The following is a 14,408-nucleotide window of genomic DNA, read 5'->3' on the forward strand; positions in this document are numbered from 1 at the left end:
CACACACCCCGGTCCTCCATGGCACTGCCTGCCTCCCAATACTGGCGAGACGCGGATCTCGCTGGTCTTCAATTCACGATCAACCGGTTTCGCCATCGCGAAGTCCGGCCGCACCGGCACGTGGGTTTCACGCTCGCGGTGGCCGACACAGAGCTCCAGGTTCGCAGCGGCACGCGCGTCACCGTGGTGCCGCCGGGCGCACTGTTTCGGATCGCGCCGCATGTCTGGCACTCGGTACAGGCGCGCTCGCATGCCTGGCGCGAAGACGCCCTCTTCTGCAGCCTTGCCGTGGCGCGCTGCATCAGCCCCGCGGACGATGCGCTGCCGCTCGCGCGCGTGGAGAACGATGCGGGTGTCTCGGTGTTCATCGACGCCGCCGCCGCGCTCGAATTCCTCGAATGCCACCGCCTGCTTTTCGTTCCCACGAGCACCGGCGACCCCGAGGACATCGCGGCCGGCCGCGCACTGCTGCGCCGGCGCCTCGCACAGTGGCTCCCCGCTCCCTCGCCCACGGAGAACGACTCCCTCGACGCGGAACGACCATTCCCCGACAGCGGCGACGAACGCCTGAACCGGCTCTATGCCCTGATCGCATCGGGCTTCCATCAACGCATGACCCTCGACAGCCTCGCCGATGCGGTCGGCTGGCATCCCGTGCACGTGCAGCGGCGCTTCAGCGCCGCCTGGGGCTTCACGCCGCACGAGATGCTGGTGGGCCACCGCATCGAGTACGCGCGCGACCTCATCGCCGGCGGCGCCCACGTCACCTACGCGGCGCATGCGGCGGGCTTCACCGACCAGAGCCATCTGCACAAGACCTTCATGAGCACCTACGCCGTGCTGCCGGGCGACTACCGCAGGCTCGCCGCGCTCGACGCGCTGCAGCCACCCTCTGCCAGGAACGGCATCGCCGGATAGTTCGCGGCCCCGGTGTCATCCGAGACCCTGCGCCCAACGCAGCAGAGTGGCCACGGGCGCATACAGCGAACGCGGAATCGGCTGGTCCACCGGAACCTCCGCATAGATGCGCTCGGCCAGCGAAGGCTCGAACTCCATCGGCACCAGGCCCTCGCCGGCAAAGCGCCGGATCTGCGCCGCGACTTCGCCCTCGCCGCGCGCGATCACGCGCGGCAGGTCGGTCTCGCCCAGGTACTGCAATGCGACGGCCGTGCGGGCCGAATGGATCACGGCCGAAGCCATGCGCACGCGATCGCCCAGGCTGGCATACACCGCCTCGAAGTGCGCGGAGCGGCGGCGCGACTGGTTGATCGGGTCGCCCTCCACTTCCTTGTATTCCTGGCGGATGTCCTCGATGGACATGCGCTGTTGCTTCATGAACTCGAAGTGCTCGTGCGCGTAGTCCACCGCGGCCATCAGCGCGAAGATCACCACCGACCACCCGAAGGTCACCAGCACCATGTGGGCCGCGGCGGTCATGATGGCCGCAGGGTTGGCATACCCCAGCTTGAGCGAGGTATCGACGAAGCCGCGCACCACCACGAACATCAGCCCGGCGAGCAGCAGCGTCTTCAGGCTCATCTTCAGCAGGTTGATGAGGTTGCGCGTGGAGAAGATGCGCTGCAGCCCCTGCGCCGGGTTCATGCGATTCACGTCGGGCTTCAGCCGCTCCCACGCCGCCACGCCCCCCACCTGGGCCAGCGAGCCCGCGATGCCGGCCACGGCCGCGATGGCCATGATGGGCAGCGTGCCCCACGCGAGTGCCTCTCCCGTGTGCAGCAGCAGCTCGACGAAGCGGTCGTCGGGCTGCGTCAGCAGGCTGGTGCTGGTGGCGTGCAGCCAGAGTTCGCGCAACAGGCTGTAGAGGGCGCCGCCTCCGAGCCACATGCAGACCACGACCACGGCGAACACGACGGTCGATGCCACGTCGCTGCTGAACACCACCTCGCCGCGCTTGCGCGCGTCGCGCAGCCGCTTGGGCGTTGGGTCCTGGTCTTTCTCAGCCATGGCGCTAGAGCGTGGCCCGCAGGAAGTCGAGAACGCCGTTCTCGGGCCGCAGGAATTCCTGCAGCGACTCGTACACGAAGAAAACGAACAGCAGCATCATCAGATGCGCCAGCAGGCTCTTGAGGGGCTGCGAGAACACGAACACGTTGAGCTGCGGCGCCACGCGGCTGACGAGGCCCACGCCCAGCTCGACCAGCAGCAGCACGAAGATCACCGGCGAGGCGAGCTTGACGATCCACAGGAACAGCGTGTCGCCCTGGCGGATCGCGAACTGCTCGATCACCAGCCCCAGGTTCGGAAAGAACGAGGCCACCGGCCAGAGCCGGTAGGAGTCGACGACCACGCCCAGCATCGCCAGCAGCCCGCCCGCCGAGACGAACAGCGTGATCACCATCCAGCCGAGGAACTCGCCCGTGGGCCCGTTCTCGTGGCCCGCCACGGGGTCGAAGAACGACGCGTTGCTGGAGCCGGTCTGGAAGTCGATCAGGTCGCCCACGCTCTGCACCGCCCAGATGAAGATGCCGAAGCCCAGGCCCAGCAGCAGGCCGATGAAAGCCTCCTTGCCGGCGATGAGCACCCAGGTGCCGATGGAGGCCACCGGCATGTCGCCCGCCACGGGCGACATGAACAGCGCGAGCATCAGCAGCAGGCCGTTGCGCACCGTGCCGGTGAGCATGCCGCCCGAAAGAAAGGGCACCACCGCGAAGATCGCGAACAGCCGCGGCAGGGTGAGCACCACCGACGAGAAGAACCTCTCGAGGCTGGCCAGTTCGATGGAAGCGTCCACGGGCAATGGGTCTCTCTCGTCGTTTCGTCGGGCGCTCTATGCCCTGCGCCGTGCGGCCCAGGCTTGCGAGGTGGCTTCCTCGGTCGCGTCGTCCAGCCGGAGCTCGCGCAGGCGCAGTTGCTCGCTGCGCGCACGCTGCAGCATCTGCTGCGCCTTCTCGACATCGCCGCTGGCGGCACGCAGCTTCTGCCGGCTCGCCTCGAGCGTGCTCTCGCGCAGCGCGTGGGCCTGTCCGGCCTGCGCGGCGAGTTGGCCGGCCTCGGCGATCCGCGCATCGAGCGCGGTGCTCCAGGCACCCGCATGCCGCAGTTGCGCAACGCTGCATTCCCCGTGCGAGAGCGCGCCGGTCGTCGCTTGCCAGTGCGCGGCCTTGTTCCGCACCTGCTGCTGCTGCCACGCCTCGGCCTGCCGGAGTTCGGCGTGGCTCTGTTCGGCGGCGGCCCTGTCGCGCGCGACCACGCCCATGGCCGCGGTCTTCTGGCGCTCCCGCACGCCCACCAGCAGTTTCCAGTCGACGCCGCTCATCGCGCGGGCTCCCCGGTCCAGCCGAACTGCCGCAGTACCTCGACCGATTGCGCATAGGGCAGGCTCGCGTCCGGCGGCTGCGACAGGAATTCGAGCATCGCCGGTCGCGCGCCGATCGCCTCGTCGGCCAGCGCGTCGGCGCCGGCCTTGTACTCGCCGATCTGCACGAGCAGCTCCATCTCCTGGTACTTGGCCAGCAGCCCGCGAAAATGCGCCGCCGCCGCGCGGTGCTCGCGCGAGGTCACCAGCGGCATCACGCGGCTGATGCTCGCGAGCACGTCGATCGCCGGATAGCGGTTGGCCGCCGCGACCTTGCGCGACAGCACGATGTGGCCGTCGAGAATGGATCGCACCTCCTCGGCGATGGGATCGCTCTCCTCGTCGCCCTCGGTGAGCACCGAGTAGACGGCCGTGATGGAGCCGGTCCTGCCCTGCCCCGCGCGCTCCAGCAACTGCGGCAGCATCGAGAAGATCGAGGGCGGATAGCTGCGCCGCGTGGGCGGCTCGCCGCTCGCGAGGCCGATCTCGCGCTGCGCGCGCGCGAAGCGCGTGAGCGAATCGACCAGCAGCAGCACCTTCTTGCCCTGGTCGCGGAAATGCTCGGCGATGGTGGTGGCCACGTAGGCCGACTTGATGCGCTCCATCGGCGGCCTGTCGGAGGTGGAGACCACCATCACCGTCTTCGCCAGCCCCTCGGCGCCGAGGTTGTGCTCGATGAACTCCTTCACCTCGCGCCCGCGCTCGCCGATCAGCGCGATCACGTTCACGTCGGCCGTCGCGCCGCGCGCGAGCATGCCCAGCAGCGTGCTCTTGCCCACGCCCGGCGGCGCGAACACGCCCACGCGCTGCCCCTCGCCGAGCGTGAGCAGGCTGTCGACCGCGCGGATGCCCGTGGGCAGCGGCGCCTCGATCATGCGGCGCGCCAGCGGGCTCACGGGTTCGCGGTGCACCGGCAGCAGCGTGCGGGTCTTCAGCGGCCCCTTCTCGTCGATGGGCTGGCCCAGCGCATCGAGCACCCGCCCGAGCAGGCCCGCGCCGACGGGACAGACATGGCCGCGCCCCGTGGGCAGCACCTCGGTCAGCGCCGAGATGCCGGTGATCGGCCCGAGCGGCGTGAGGATGGCGGTGTTGTCGCGAAAGCCCACCACCTCGGCCAGCAGCGGCGGCTCGCCCGGCGTGACCAGCTCGCACAGCTCGCCCACATGGGCCTGGATGCCCGATGCGTCGATCAGCATGCCCACCGCCTTGCTCACGCGCCCGCGGATCGTCGCCGGCGTGACGCGGCCCAGTGCCTGCTCGAGCTCGGCGACGATGCCCAGCGCCGCGTCGGACACCGGATTCACTGCTGCCCCTCCCCGGCCTCGCCGAGGCCGCTGCGCTCCACCGCGCGGCGAAAGGCCTCGAGCTGTGCATCGGCGCCGATGTCGAGCACGCCGGACGCTGTCTGCAGCACGCAGGCACCGACGGGCAGCGCCGCGTCGGCCACGAAGTGCACGGTCATGGACCAGTTGGCGTCGCTGCGCAGCCGCGCGACCACGCCGCGCATGATCGCCTCCTGCGCGGGCGCCACGCGCACGGTGATGAAGGGCTCCTGGCGGATCAGCGTATCGACGCGCAGCAGCGCCGCCTCGAACAGCGTCGCCGGGTCCGCGTCGGCAATGAACTGCCCCACGGCCTTGACCACGATCTGCGCCATGGACTCGCGCAAGGCATGGAGCTGGCGCTCGGCCGCCACGGTGTCGGTCACCAGTTGGGTCGCATATTCCGTCCTGGCCTGCCGCAGGCCCTCCTCGTAGCCCTGCCTGCGGTCGGCCTCGGCATCCTGCGTGGCCTGCTGCACGATGCGGCGCGCCTCGCGCCGCGCGGTCTCGACCACGGTCGATGCGTCGAGCAGCGCCGCGTACTCGTGTTCCTTCAGGACCTTGCGCTCGCTCAGGAGCTGCAGGTTCTCGGTCGTGATCAGAAAAGCCAATCCCATTGGGGCAGTCTTTCGGGAACGATGCACGAGAGCATCAGTTCGTTGAGTTGCAGGATCTGGCGCCGCTGCAGCGGCGGCGCGCCGAGCGCCGAGATGCGGCGCGGCAGCTTGTGTCCCAGGCGACGGCGCACCGCGTCGCCTTCGGCGGCGGCCGCCGCCAGCAGCAGGCGGTAGCCCCGGTCGACCGCGACCCGGCCCGCGGAAAGCGGCCACTGCTGCAGCGCGGCGTTGTCCATACGCAGCTCGGTGAGCTGCGGCACGCGCTCGAGCAGGAACTCCACGGCATCCGCATCGAAGCGGCGGGCCTGGCGGCGGATCTGCGCCCCCGCTCCGCCGCGCAGCCGAAACAGCGGCAGGTGCACGCAGAAGCCCAGGTAGGCCGCGAGCCGTCGCAGCGCGGCGCCGTCGAGCAGCACCACGCGCTTGAGGCGGGCGTCGAAGTTGTAGTCTGCGGCGCCGTTCGCCGGCCCCTGGCTGCGGCGCAGCTGGCCGGCAAGAACCGTGCGGCCTGCTTCCCCCAGCCGCGCCGGAATGCGATGGCGCGCCGGCCAGTCGGCTGGCAGCCAGCTCGGATGCAGGTCGATCTCGGGATGCAGGTTGAAGCGCATCACCAGTCGCACGAGGTCCATCGGGCCGGGCGCGGCCTGTGCGGTTTGGGGGCCGACGGAAGGAGCGGATGCCGGCATCGCGTGTCAGCGCCTGAGCACCTGGCGGCGCGCCCAGTTGCGCCAGTCCACGCCCTGCCTGCGCAGCAGCACCGGCAGCACCATGAGGCAGACGGCGGCCACAAGCAGCAGGCCCAGCAGCACCATCGCGGTCGAGGCCGGGAACAGGCCCAGCACCATCGGGCGCTCCCTGGCGCCGCCTGCCAGGGCGGCCGCCGACACCGCCGGCCGGCGCGCCTCGAACAGCGACAGCGACACCTGGTCGTGCGTCAGCCCCTCGATGCTGTGCGCCACCATCTCCTTCACGGCCGGCGCCAGCAGGCGGATGTCCACGTCCGGCCGGTGCTTGATGAACACCGCGGCCGACGACGGCCGCGTCTTCTCGCTGAGCGGATCGTTGGCCGGGATCACCACGTGCACGCGCGCGGACACCACGCCGTCCACGTTGCGCAGCGTCTGCGACAACTCCTGCGAGACCGCATAGATGTAGCGCATGCGCTCCTCGGAGGGCGTGGACACCAGCCCCTGCTTCTGGAACACCTCGCCCATGGTGGCGAAGCGCTCGTGAGGCAGGCCCTGGGCGCGCAGCACGTCGAGCGCGGCGCTCATGCGGCTTTCGTCGACCTCGACCTGCCAGTTGCTACCCTCCACGCGGCTCTTGGCCGCATCGATGCCTTCGGACGACAACGCGGCGACGATCTCGTTGGCCTCCTGCTCGTTGAGGTTGGAATACAGGCCGACCTTGCAGCCGCCCAATGCCATCAGCAGGGCCAGCGCCGCGAGCCAGCGGCCACGGCGCGGAATGAATGAAAGGGTGCGCGACAGCAGCTTCACGGCGTCCTCACTGCTGGTTCTTCAGCAGGGTGCCGAACAGGCTGGTGGCGGCGCTCGCCAGGCCCGTGGAAATGTGCATCTTCGCGAACATCATGTGCGCCTCCATGGCGTGGTCGGTCATCGCGAACATGGTCTTGATGGGGTCGGACATGTCGATCGACTCGAGCATGCTGCGGCGCATCTCCTCGTAGGAGCGCACGTTGCCCGAGAGCTGGGACGCGAGCGCCTTGGCGGCATCGCCCAGCGCACTCGGCGCGGCCACCGCGGACGGCGGCGCCTGCACGCCCTGCATCATGTTGGCGAACATCCGGGTCTCGCCCGGATCGAGGCGCGAAGGGGCCGCGGACTGCTGCGGCGCCGCGGGCCCGGACACGCCGGCCGGCTGCGCGCCTGCCGCGACCAGCGCGGTGGGATCGGTCATGGTTCACCTCTTTCGGGGGTCCTTGGGAAAAAGGGCCGCGCGATGCACCCCGGGGGCATCGCGCGGACCTGCTTACGAGGACTTGGCCGACTGGCGGATGTCGTTGCCGGTGGACTTGGCCACCTCGCCGCCGGCGGCGCTCGCACCGTTGACCGTGTGCGCGGTGGAGGCCGCGCCCTGGATGCTGGTGGAGGCGGCCATGCTGGCCGACATCAGCCTGGCGTTGTCCGCCGCGGCCTGGTTCATCTGCTGGATAGAGCTGTCAACTGCGCCTGCCATGTGTATCTCCTGGTCAAGAAAGGATGATTTACGAGGGTTGAAGCGCTCCGTCCCGGCGGGACGGAGCCATTCCACGCGGCGCACGGATGCGGCGCCGCATGAAATCCGGGGTGCGCGCGAGGAGGACCTTGCCGATGGCCATGCCTCACCTCCCGCGCCTGTTGTTGTTGCCGCTGTCGGGCACGCCGCCGCTCAGGACCAGCCCGTCGGCGTCGATGCGCTTGAGTTCCGCGCCGGAGCGCAGCACCGAGCCTTCGTAGTACCTGCTGCCGTTGGACAGCTGGATGTGGCGCAGGCCGTTGCCGTCCTCGGTGATGCTCACCATGCGCGCCGGCAGCACGCTCTGCCAGCCGTCCCACTGCGTGCGCAGGTCGGTCTCCTTGGGCTCGGCCGCGGGCTTCTCGCGGTACTGGACTTTGTCGGAGACCAGCACCGACGGATGCAGGTCTTCGCTGAGCCTGCGGATCTTCTGCCGCACGGCCGCGTCTTCCACCGTGCCGGTGAGCACCAGGCGGCCCTGGCCGGTGTAGGTGACCGCCACGCCGGGGTCGCCCACGTAGCGACGCGCCTGCTCGACCATGTCCTCGGCCGAATGCACATTGACGCTGACCTGGCTGCCGAAGGGCTCCATCGCCTGCTGCAGGGCCTCGCGGCGCTGCCTCGACTCGACATAGCCCTTCACGCCGAGCCGGCCGCCCTGCGCGGCCACCACTTCCACCTCGGGGAACGGCACGAGCGCCTTCTCCACCGCCGCCAGGTCCACGCGGGCGGTGCGCCGCGAACTGGCACCCGCATCGCCGAGCGACACGGCGGCCAGGCCGACGAGCGCCAGCATCGCCATCACGCCGCCCGCCCAGTAGCCCAGGCGCCGCGATCGGGCCGTCGACGGGCTCGCCTGCGCGAGCGCATCGGGCTGCGCCGCATGGTCCGGGGCGAACATGCGGTCCTCGCGCACGCGGGTCGCATAGCTGCGGTCGAGCTGGAAGTCGATCTGGCCCAGGCTCACGACATCGCCCGCCACCACGCTCCTGCGCGGCTGCCGCATGTCCTCGCCGTTGAGCCGCGCCGAGGCCGTTCCCAGGCGCTGCATCGACACCACCAGTTCACCGACGGTGAACGCCAGATGGCGCGGCAGCACGTCGCCGCCGGGCAGCATCACCTCGCAGTCGCCGCCCGAACCCAGCACGTTGAGGCCGGGCTTGAGCGCGATGGTCCGCCCCTTCACCGCGCCGCTGAGGAAGCGCAGGCACCAGCCGTCGCCGAGCGCAGCCGGAGCCGGGCCGGCCGCGGCCTGCTCTTCGCCGTCGAGGGAGATGTCGTCGTCCTGGTCGCGCACGTTCAGCCTCCCACTTCCGGCAAGGGCAGCGTCGGCACGTTCGCCGTGGCGCCGGGCAGCACCAGGCGCGGCGTCAGCAGGTAGAAGCGCTCCATGTTCGACTGCTTCTTCTCGGTCGAGCGGAAGAGTCCGCCGACGCCCGGAATGTCCTTGAGCAGCGGCACGCCCGTGACGGCATTGCTCTTCTCTTCCGACGAGTAGCCCGCGATCAGCAGGCTCGCGCCCTCCTCCACCAGCGCCTGCGTGTTGACGGTGCGGCGCCGCACGATCGGGATCTTGTCGACCGACATCGGGCTGAGGTCGCCGTCGACGATGTCGATGGACATCATCACGCCGCGGGAGGCCTTCTCGTCGATGACCAGCGGCGTCACCCGCACGGCGGTGCCGGCCGTGATGCTGAACAGGCCCGCGTCCTGGAAACCGTCCACCCGCACGTAGAACTCGCTGAGGTTCTCCAGCACCGCTTCGGTGTTGTCCAGTGTCATCACCTTGGGGCGCGCCACGAAGTTCGCGTTGCCGTTGGTGGCCAGCGCGGTCACGCGGGCCAGCAGATAGTTGCGCGCGCTGTTGCCGATGGCGGCGGTGAACATGCCGCCCAGCGGCGTGAGCGGATTGCCCGAACCGTCGGAGCTTCCGATCTGCCCGGCCTCGCTGCCCGTGCCACCCCAGGTCAGCTGCCCGCGGTCGCCGCGGCCCGTCTGGAAGTCGGCATGCCGACCATGCAGGCGCCAGTCGATGCCCAGGCTGTTGAGCGTGTCGGAGCTGATGTCCATGATGGTCACTTCGATCTCGACCAGCCGCGGGCGCACGTCCATCGACTCGATCAGCTTCGCGTACTGCGCCATCTTGTCGGGCATGTCCCGCACCAGCACCGCGTTCATGCGCGTGTCGGCCTGGAACTGGGGCAGCTCGCCGCCCGCGATGCCCGAGACGCCGCCCGGTGCGATGGCATCGCCGCCGCCGCCCCCGGCGATCTCGACCTTGGGCGCGTTGATGGTCTCGCCGCTGCGCAGCTTGATCTGCCGGTTCGGCCCCAGCGACATGCCGCCGCTCATGCCCCGCGCGCCGCCGCCGCCCGACGGGGCATTCCCGCTGGCGCGGCCATAGAGGCTGCGCAGCACGTTGGCCACGCCAGGAATGACGGTCTCCTTGCCGGAGCGGTTGATCCGGAAATCCGACGCCCACGCGTACTTGAGCGGAAACAGCCTGATCTCGGCACCCTCGGCCATCGCGCTCTTCTGGTCGGCCAGCTTCACCGCCTGGCGCACCATCTCGACGTAGCGGCGCGGCCCGGTCACGTACACGCTGGCGTCGCGCTCGCTGATGCTCAGCGGATAGCGCTCGTCGGAGATGTGCAGGCGCACCAGCGTCTCGGCGATGCGCCCCGCGTTCTCTGCCGCGATGGGCAGCACTTCGCTCTTCGCATCGGCGGCCAGGTCGATGAACAGGAAGGCGCCGTCGAAGTACCAGGTCAGCCCGTTGACCGCGCACACGCTGTTGAGCGTGGCCAGCGCGGAGCCGGCGAACTTGCCGCTGATGACGCCGGCCACCTTGGTGTCGATCACCGCCGTGACGTTCTGCGAAGACGCCAGCTCGCGCAGGAAGTCGGCCAGCGGCTTCTCGTTGGCGACAATCTGGAACGGCCGGTTGCTCCAGCGCAGCTCGGCCGCGCGCGCCGGCGGCTGCACGGCCAGCAGTGCGAGGGCGGCGCAACCCCACAGCACGAGGCTGCGCAGGCTGAAGGTTTTCAGGCGCGGTGCGGGCATGTCGAAGAAGTTCCTCACGGCAGCGAACTCAATGCCTGGATCGCGCGCTCGGCAAAGCGCATCACGTCGCGCCCCATCCAGCCCGCGGTGGCGATGATCGCGACCATCACCGCGATCATCCGGATGGACTGGCCGATGCTCTGGTCCTGCACCTGCGTCACGGCCTGCAGCACCGCCACCACGAGGGCCGTGAGCGTCGCCACAGCCACCACCGGCAGCGAGATCCACAGCACGAGGAGCAGGCCCTCGCGCGTGATGTCCAGGATGTTCTGCGGAGTCATTGCGTTGTTCTTGCGGTGCGCCTTCGAAGGCGGTGAAAAGTTCATCAGTGGGCTTGCGGATTGGTGACCCAGCCCACCGGCTGCAGGGCCACGTCTTCGTCGACTTCCTGGTAGGAGAGCACCGGCAGCAGCGGGGCCACCGGCTCGATCAGCGTCTTGATGTAGCGGCGCACGTCCGATGAGGCGATGGCCACCACGCGCGTCGCGGCCGACCCGAGGATGCGGCGCACCTGCTCGCGGATGTCCTGCGTGACCGCCGGGCTCAGCAGCAGCAGATTGCCGCGGGGCGAGCGCTCGATCGCGTTCTGCACGCGCTCCAGCAGGCTCGACTCGAACAGGATGGCCTCGAGCTGCCGGTTAGGCCCCACGTAGCGGCTGGTGATGTAGCGCCCGAGATCGATGCGCACCAGCTCGGTCAGCGCGATGGCGTCCTGCTCCTTCGGCGCCCAGGTCGCGAGGCATTCGAAGATCGCATGCAGGTTGCGGATCGGGATGCCTTCCTGCAGCAGCCGGCGCAGCACCTCGGCGATGCGCTGGCTCGAGGCCACGCGCGACACTTCTGCCGCGAGCTCGGGCGCATCGCGCTGCACCGAATGCAGCAGGCGCTGCACCTCCTGCAGGCCGATGAGCTCGCGAACGTTGCCGCGCACCGCATGGTCCAGATGCAGGCCCACCACCTCCTCGTTGTCCCAGGCCTTGAAGCCGGCAGCCTCGCCAGGCACCCAGACCACCCGTGCGAAGGGACCGAAAGGCTCGGCTACCTCGGCACCGGCCGGCGGTGCGGCCGCCTCGGCCGGATCGAGCATCAGCCACCCGGGCCTGAGCGTGCCCTCGGTCACGGCGACGTCGTGCACCAGAACCTGGTAGCCATGCTCGGCAAGGCCGTCCGCGTAGGCGAGCTGCAAACGCGGGAACACGGGGCCGAGATCGGACTCGACCGAAGTCTTGACCCGGGCCAGCTGCAGGTCGAGCGCATGGCGGTCGATGCCGCCGCGCAGGCCGCTCGACAGCCGCACCGCCAGCGGCGCTGCGATCGCGTGGTCGCCGTCGGTGTCCTCCTGGTCGGCGCCCTCACGGTGCGAGATCCAGCCCGGCGTCTGGTTCTTCTGGCGCCGCATGCGCACGGCGAAACCCAGACCCAGCAGCACCGCTGCCAGCAGGCCGAACACCCACTTCGGAAAACCCGGCACGACCAGGAAGCTCGCGACCGCGAGGCCCGCGATGATCAGCGCGCGCGGGTGTGCCATCAGCTGCTGCCCGATCTGGTTCGCGAGCTGCGTGTCGCGGCGCTCGCCGGTGCTCACGCGCGTGATGACGATGCCGGCCGCGATCGACACCAGCAGCGACGGGATCTGCGAGACCATGCCGTCGCCCACCGTGAGGATCGCGTAGCGCTGCAGCGCGCCGCCCAGGCTCATCTCGTGCATCATCGTGCCGATCGCGATGCCAGCGAGGATGTTGACCAGCGCGATCACGATGCTCGCGATCGCGTCGCCCTTGACGAACTTCATCGCGCCGTCCATGGCTCCGTGCAGCTGGCACTCCTGCTCCAGCATCTGGCGGCGCTTCTGCGCCTGCGCGGACGACAGCACGCCGGCGCGCACGTCGGCGTCGATGCTCATCTGCTTGCCCGGCATCGCATCCAGCGCGAACCGCGCGGCCACCTCGGCCACCCGCTCGGAGCCTTTCGCGATCACGATGAACTGCACGATCGCGATGATCAGGAACACCACGCCGCCGACCACCACGTTGTTGCCGACGATCAGCTTGCCGAAGGTGTCGATGATGTGGCCCGCGTGCGCATGCAGCAGGATCAGCTTGGTCGACGCGATGTTCAGCGCGAGGCGGAACAGCGTGGTGAACAGCAGCAGCGACGGAAAGGTCGAAAGCGAAAGCGCCGAAGGCACGTACATCGCCACGATCAGCAGCACCAGGCTGATGGCGAGGTTGCTCGCGATCAGCAGGTCGAGCAACGGCGTGGGCAGCGGCAGCACGAACAGCGCGACGATCACCACCAGCAGGCCCGCGAGCAGCAGGTCGTTGTAGCGGCCCGCATTGCCCAGCAGGTCGCGCACGCCGCCGCGGTAGGCAGGGAAGGATCGCGGAGAACTCGCCATGGTGTCTTTTCTTCTTGCGGGTGTTCCGAAGTGCCGTGCGATGCCGATTGCATTGCATCGCTTCGTTGTCGATCGCGGGGATTCGCGTCGCGACGGACTCTATGCGCCGCCATCCATTCACGGCAACCACGAGTTTTCGTAAACGCTCGCCGCGTGTGGCGCGCGCGGCACTACGTGTTTGCGGACTACCTTCGCGCAATGCGTCTGGCTAAGCTGCCGGTCCCGATGCGAGCCGTCTCGCGTTGCTCCGAGGCATGAAGAAGGTGACAAGAAGCACAGCCGCCAGCATCCGCATACCGACCGAAAGCACGCATGCCTGACACAGGCGCCGACGCAGTGACGGAGCTCGGCGAGGCCCGCGCATTGCCGCGTGCCGATGCAGCCAATGTGCGCGCGCTCAATCGCCTCTACGGCGCCGCGCCGCTGCCCGACATGGCGGCCGCGCGCGGCGCGCGCTACCGCATCCGCTGGCACCACGACCCGGCCTTCGGGCGCACCGCGCGCGAGAGCTTCCGCTTCAGGCTCGGCGCACATGTCGGCCATCTCTCGATGGATGCGCCCAGTCTCCAGGCGCTGCTGGGCGAGCGCCGCATCGACCTGCTGCCGCGAGACCTTCGCTACATCCTGCTTGCCGACGCGCTGCATCCGTTGATCGATGCGCTCGAGAAGGCGCTGCGGCTTCATTTCGAATGGCAGCCTTCCGAAGCGGAAGCGCGCGAAGCCCATGAGCGCAGCCCGCAGGCGGTGCCGCTCCACTGCGATCCGGAGCGCGCGGCCTTCTTCGTCGCCATGCCGCTGGAAGGCAGCGCCGTGCTGCGCGGCTTCGTGCAGTTCGAGGATTCATCCACGCTCGACGCGCTGGTGCCCGCGGGCTCCGGCCAGCGCCACAACGCCCACGCCGCCAGTGCCTTCGACGCGCTGCGCCTGCCCGTGAGCTTTCGCCTCGGCAGCACGCCGATCCGCCTGGGCGAGGTGGGCAGCATCCGGCCCGGCGACATCGTCGGCATCGAGCAATGGAGTTCTTCTGGAGCCGCCATCGTGGTCACGGCAGAACTCGGAGGCCCCGCGGGGCGGCATCTTTCCGCCTTTGCCGAAGGCTCGCGCATCACCGTTCAGCAATCGAGAGACAGTGCCATGAAGCCAGACACACCCGCCCTCGCGACCGACGCCGCGGACAACGCCAACCTGCCGATCGACCGGCTCGACGCGCTGGAGGTCACGCTGCGCTTCGAGGTCGGCGACCTCTCCGTGTCGCTGGGCGAACTCCGGAGCATCCGCGCAGGCCACGTCTTCGACCTGGGCCAGCCGCTCAATCGCAGCCCGGTGCGCATCCTTGCGCACGGCAACGTGCTGGGCAAGGGCTATCTGGTCGCGGTGGGCGACCGCCTGGGCGTGCGCGTGTCGGAATTCGCGCCGGGCGAAGTCTGAGAGGCCGCCCCTCAAGCGATCCATAC

At 69.5% G+C, this 14,408-nt stretch carries 15 protein-coding genes; 2 read left to right on the forward strand and 13 right to left on the reverse strand.

Going from position 1 to position 14,408, the window contains the following annotated elements; all coding sequences use genetic code 11:
• Nucleotides 1–18: 18 nt before the first annotated feature.
• Entirely contained in the window at nucleotides 19–918 is a 900-nt protein-coding gene (locus ABL840_RS28825) for a helix-turn-helix domain-containing protein (protein WP_176947570.1), read from the forward strand.
• Nucleotides 919–933: 15 nt separating this feature from the next.
• Here the strand turns inward: ABL840_RS28825 and ABL840_RS28830 are convergent, their stop codons facing one another.
• From ABL840_RS28830 to sctV, 13 genes are all read right to left on the reverse strand, one after another.
• The gene (locus tag ABL840_RS28830) at nucleotides 934–1,965 is read right to left on the reverse strand and encodes an EscU/YscU/HrcU family type III secretion system export apparatus switch protein (RefSeq protein WP_093305383.1); all 1,032 of its coding nucleotides are present in this window, start codon (nucleotides 1,963–1,965) and stop codon (nucleotides 934–936) included.
• Nucleotides 1,966–1,969: 4 nt separating this feature from the next.
• A complete protein-coding gene (gene sctT / locus ABL840_RS28835) occupies nucleotides 1,970–2,752 on the reverse strand; it encodes a type III secretion system export apparatus subunit SctT (protein ID WP_093200056.1) in 783 nt (260 codons plus the stop codon).
• Between the two features lie 36 nt (nucleotides 2,753–2,788).
• Nucleotides 2,789–3,277 carry a serine kinase gene (locus ABL840_RS28840; RefSeq protein WP_093305384.1) on the reverse strand — a complete coding sequence of 163 codons (489 nt, stop codon included), beginning with the start codon at nucleotides 3,275–3,277 and terminating at the stop codon, nucleotides 2,789–2,791.
• The gene (locus tag ABL840_RS28845; RefSeq protein WP_093200054.1) at nucleotides 3,274–4,620 is read right to left on the reverse strand and encodes a FliI/YscN family ATPase; all 1,347 of its coding nucleotides are present in this window, start codon (nucleotides 4,618–4,620) and stop codon (nucleotides 3,274–3,276) included. Before ABL840_RS28845 ends, ABL840_RS28840 begins: the two co-directional genes overlap by 4 nt.
• On the reverse strand, nucleotides 4,617–5,255 hold the full coding sequence (gene sctL, locus ABL840_RS28850; protein ID WP_093305385.1) for a type III secretion system stator protein SctL: 639 nt from the start codon (nucleotides 5,253–5,255) through the stop codon (nucleotides 4,617–4,619). Before sctL ends, ABL840_RS28845 begins: the two co-directional genes overlap by 4 nt.
• Nucleotides 5,237–5,941: a type III secretion system protein gene (locus ABL840_RS28855; RefSeq protein WP_093200043.1), complete on the reverse strand. Its 705-nt coding sequence runs from the start codon at nucleotides 5,939–5,941 to the stop codon at nucleotides 5,237–5,239. The genes sctL and ABL840_RS28855 overlap by 19 nt, the downstream gene beginning before the upstream one ends.
• A 6-nt stretch (nucleotides 5,942–5,947) precedes the next feature.
• Nucleotides 5,948–6,754 carry a type III secretion system inner membrane ring lipoprotein SctJ gene (gene sctJ / locus ABL840_RS28860; RefSeq protein WP_240651265.1) on the reverse strand — a complete coding sequence of 269 codons (807 nt, stop codon included), beginning with the start codon at nucleotides 6,752–6,754 and terminating at the stop codon, nucleotides 5,948–5,950.
• Nucleotides 6,755–6,761: 7 nt separating this feature from the next.
• Nucleotides 6,762–7,175 carry a hypothetical protein gene (locus tag ABL840_RS28865; protein WP_093305386.1) on the reverse strand — a complete coding sequence of 138 codons (414 nt, stop codon included), beginning with the start codon at nucleotides 7,173–7,175 and terminating at the stop codon, nucleotides 6,762–6,764.
• Between the two features lie 72 nt (nucleotides 7,176–7,247).
• Nucleotides 7,248–7,454 carry a hypothetical protein gene (locus ABL840_RS28870; RefSeq protein ID WP_021004014.1) on the reverse strand — a complete coding sequence of 69 codons (207 nt, stop codon included), beginning with the start codon at nucleotides 7,452–7,454 and terminating at the stop codon, nucleotides 7,248–7,250.
• 145 nt (nucleotides 7,455–7,599) lie between these two features.
• Nucleotides 7,600–8,790, reverse strand: a complete 1,191-nt coding sequence (locus ABL840_RS28875; RefSeq protein WP_418116041.1) for an FHA domain-containing protein — start codon at nucleotides 8,788–8,790, stop codon at nucleotides 7,600–7,602.
• Nucleotides 8,791–8,792: 2 nt separating this feature from the next.
• On the reverse strand, nucleotides 8,793–10,556 hold the full coding sequence (gene sctC, locus ABL840_RS28880) for a type III secretion system outer membrane ring subunit SctC (RefSeq protein WP_093305592.1): 1,764 nt from the start codon (nucleotides 10,554–10,556) through the stop codon (nucleotides 8,793–8,795).
• A 14-nt stretch (nucleotides 10,557–10,570) separates the two neighbouring features.
• On the reverse strand, nucleotides 10,571–10,837 hold the full coding sequence (gene sctS, locus ABL840_RS28885; protein WP_093200459.1) for a type III secretion system export apparatus subunit SctS: 267 nt from the start codon (nucleotides 10,835–10,837) through the stop codon (nucleotides 10,571–10,573).
• Between the two features lie 44 nt (nucleotides 10,838–10,881).
• Nucleotides 10,882–12,954, reverse strand: coding sequence for a type III secretion system export apparatus subunit SctV (gene sctV, locus ABL840_RS28890; protein WP_093305387.1), 2,073 nt, complete (start codon nucleotides 12,952–12,954; stop codon nucleotides 10,882–10,884).
• Nucleotides 12,955–13,266: 312 nt separating this feature from the next.
• On the opposite strand from sctV, the gene sctQ reads away from it, so the two are divergent.
• Nucleotides 13,267–14,382, forward strand: a complete 1,116-nt coding sequence (gene sctQ / locus ABL840_RS28895; protein WP_093305388.1) for a type III secretion system cytoplasmic ring protein SctQ — start codon at nucleotides 13,267–13,269, stop codon at nucleotides 14,380–14,382.
• The last annotated feature ends 26 nt before the right edge of the window (nucleotides 14,383–14,408 follow it).

Origin of the sequence: Variovorax sp. NFACC27, from assembly GCF_048301545.1 — a bacterium.
In the GTDB taxonomy this organism is placed as follows: domain Bacteria; phylum Pseudomonadota; class Gammaproteobacteria; order Burkholderiales; family Burkholderiaceae_C; genus Variovorax; species Variovorax gossypii.

What these genes read in the sequence shown, in the direction of transcription:
- ABL840_RS28825 (WP_176947570.1), top strand. Translation starts at nt 19, where the DNA reads ATGGCACTGCCTGCCTCCCAATACTGGCGAGACGCGGATCTCGCTGGT.
- ABL840_RS28830 (WP_093305383.1), bottom strand. Translation starts at nt 1,965, where the DNA reads ATGGCTGAGAAAGACCAGGACCCAACGCCCAAGCGGCTGCGCGACGCG.
- ABL840_RS28840 (WP_093305384.1), bottom strand. Translation starts at nt 3,277, where the DNA reads ATGAGCGGCGTCGACTGGAAACTGCTGGTGGGCGTGCGGGAGCGCCAG.
- sctL (WP_093305385.1), bottom strand. Translation starts at nt 5,255, where the DNA reads ATGGGATTGGCTTTTCTGATCACGACCGAGAACCTGCAGCTCCTGAGC.
- ABL840_RS28855 (WP_093200043.1), bottom strand. Translation starts at nt 5,941, where the DNA reads ATGCCGGCATCCGCTCCTTCCGTCGGCCCCCAAACCGCACAGGCCGCG.
- ABL840_RS28865 (WP_093305386.1), bottom strand. Translation starts at nt 7,175, where the DNA reads ATGACCGATCCCACCGCGCTGGTCGCGGCAGGCGCGCAGCCGGCCGGC.
- ABL840_RS28870 (WP_021004014.1), bottom strand. Translation starts at nt 7,454, where the DNA reads ATGGCAGGCGCAGTTGACAGCTCTATCCAGCAGATGAACCAGGCCGCG.
- sctC (WP_093305592.1), bottom strand. Translation starts at nt 10,556, where the DNA reads ATGCCCGCACCGCGCCTGAAAACCTTCAGCCTGCGCAGCCTCGTGCTG.
- sctS (WP_093200459.1), bottom strand. Translation starts at nt 10,837, where the DNA reads ATGACTCCGCAGAACATCCTGGACATCACGCGCGAGGGCCTGCTCCTC.
- sctV (WP_093305387.1), bottom strand. Translation starts at nt 12,954, where the DNA reads ATGGCGAGTTCTCCGCGATCCTTCCCTGCCTACCGCGGCGGCGTGCGC.
- sctQ (WP_093305388.1), top strand. Translation starts at nt 13,267, where the DNA reads ATGCCTGACACAGGCGCCGACGCAGTGACGGAGCTCGGCGAGGCCCGC.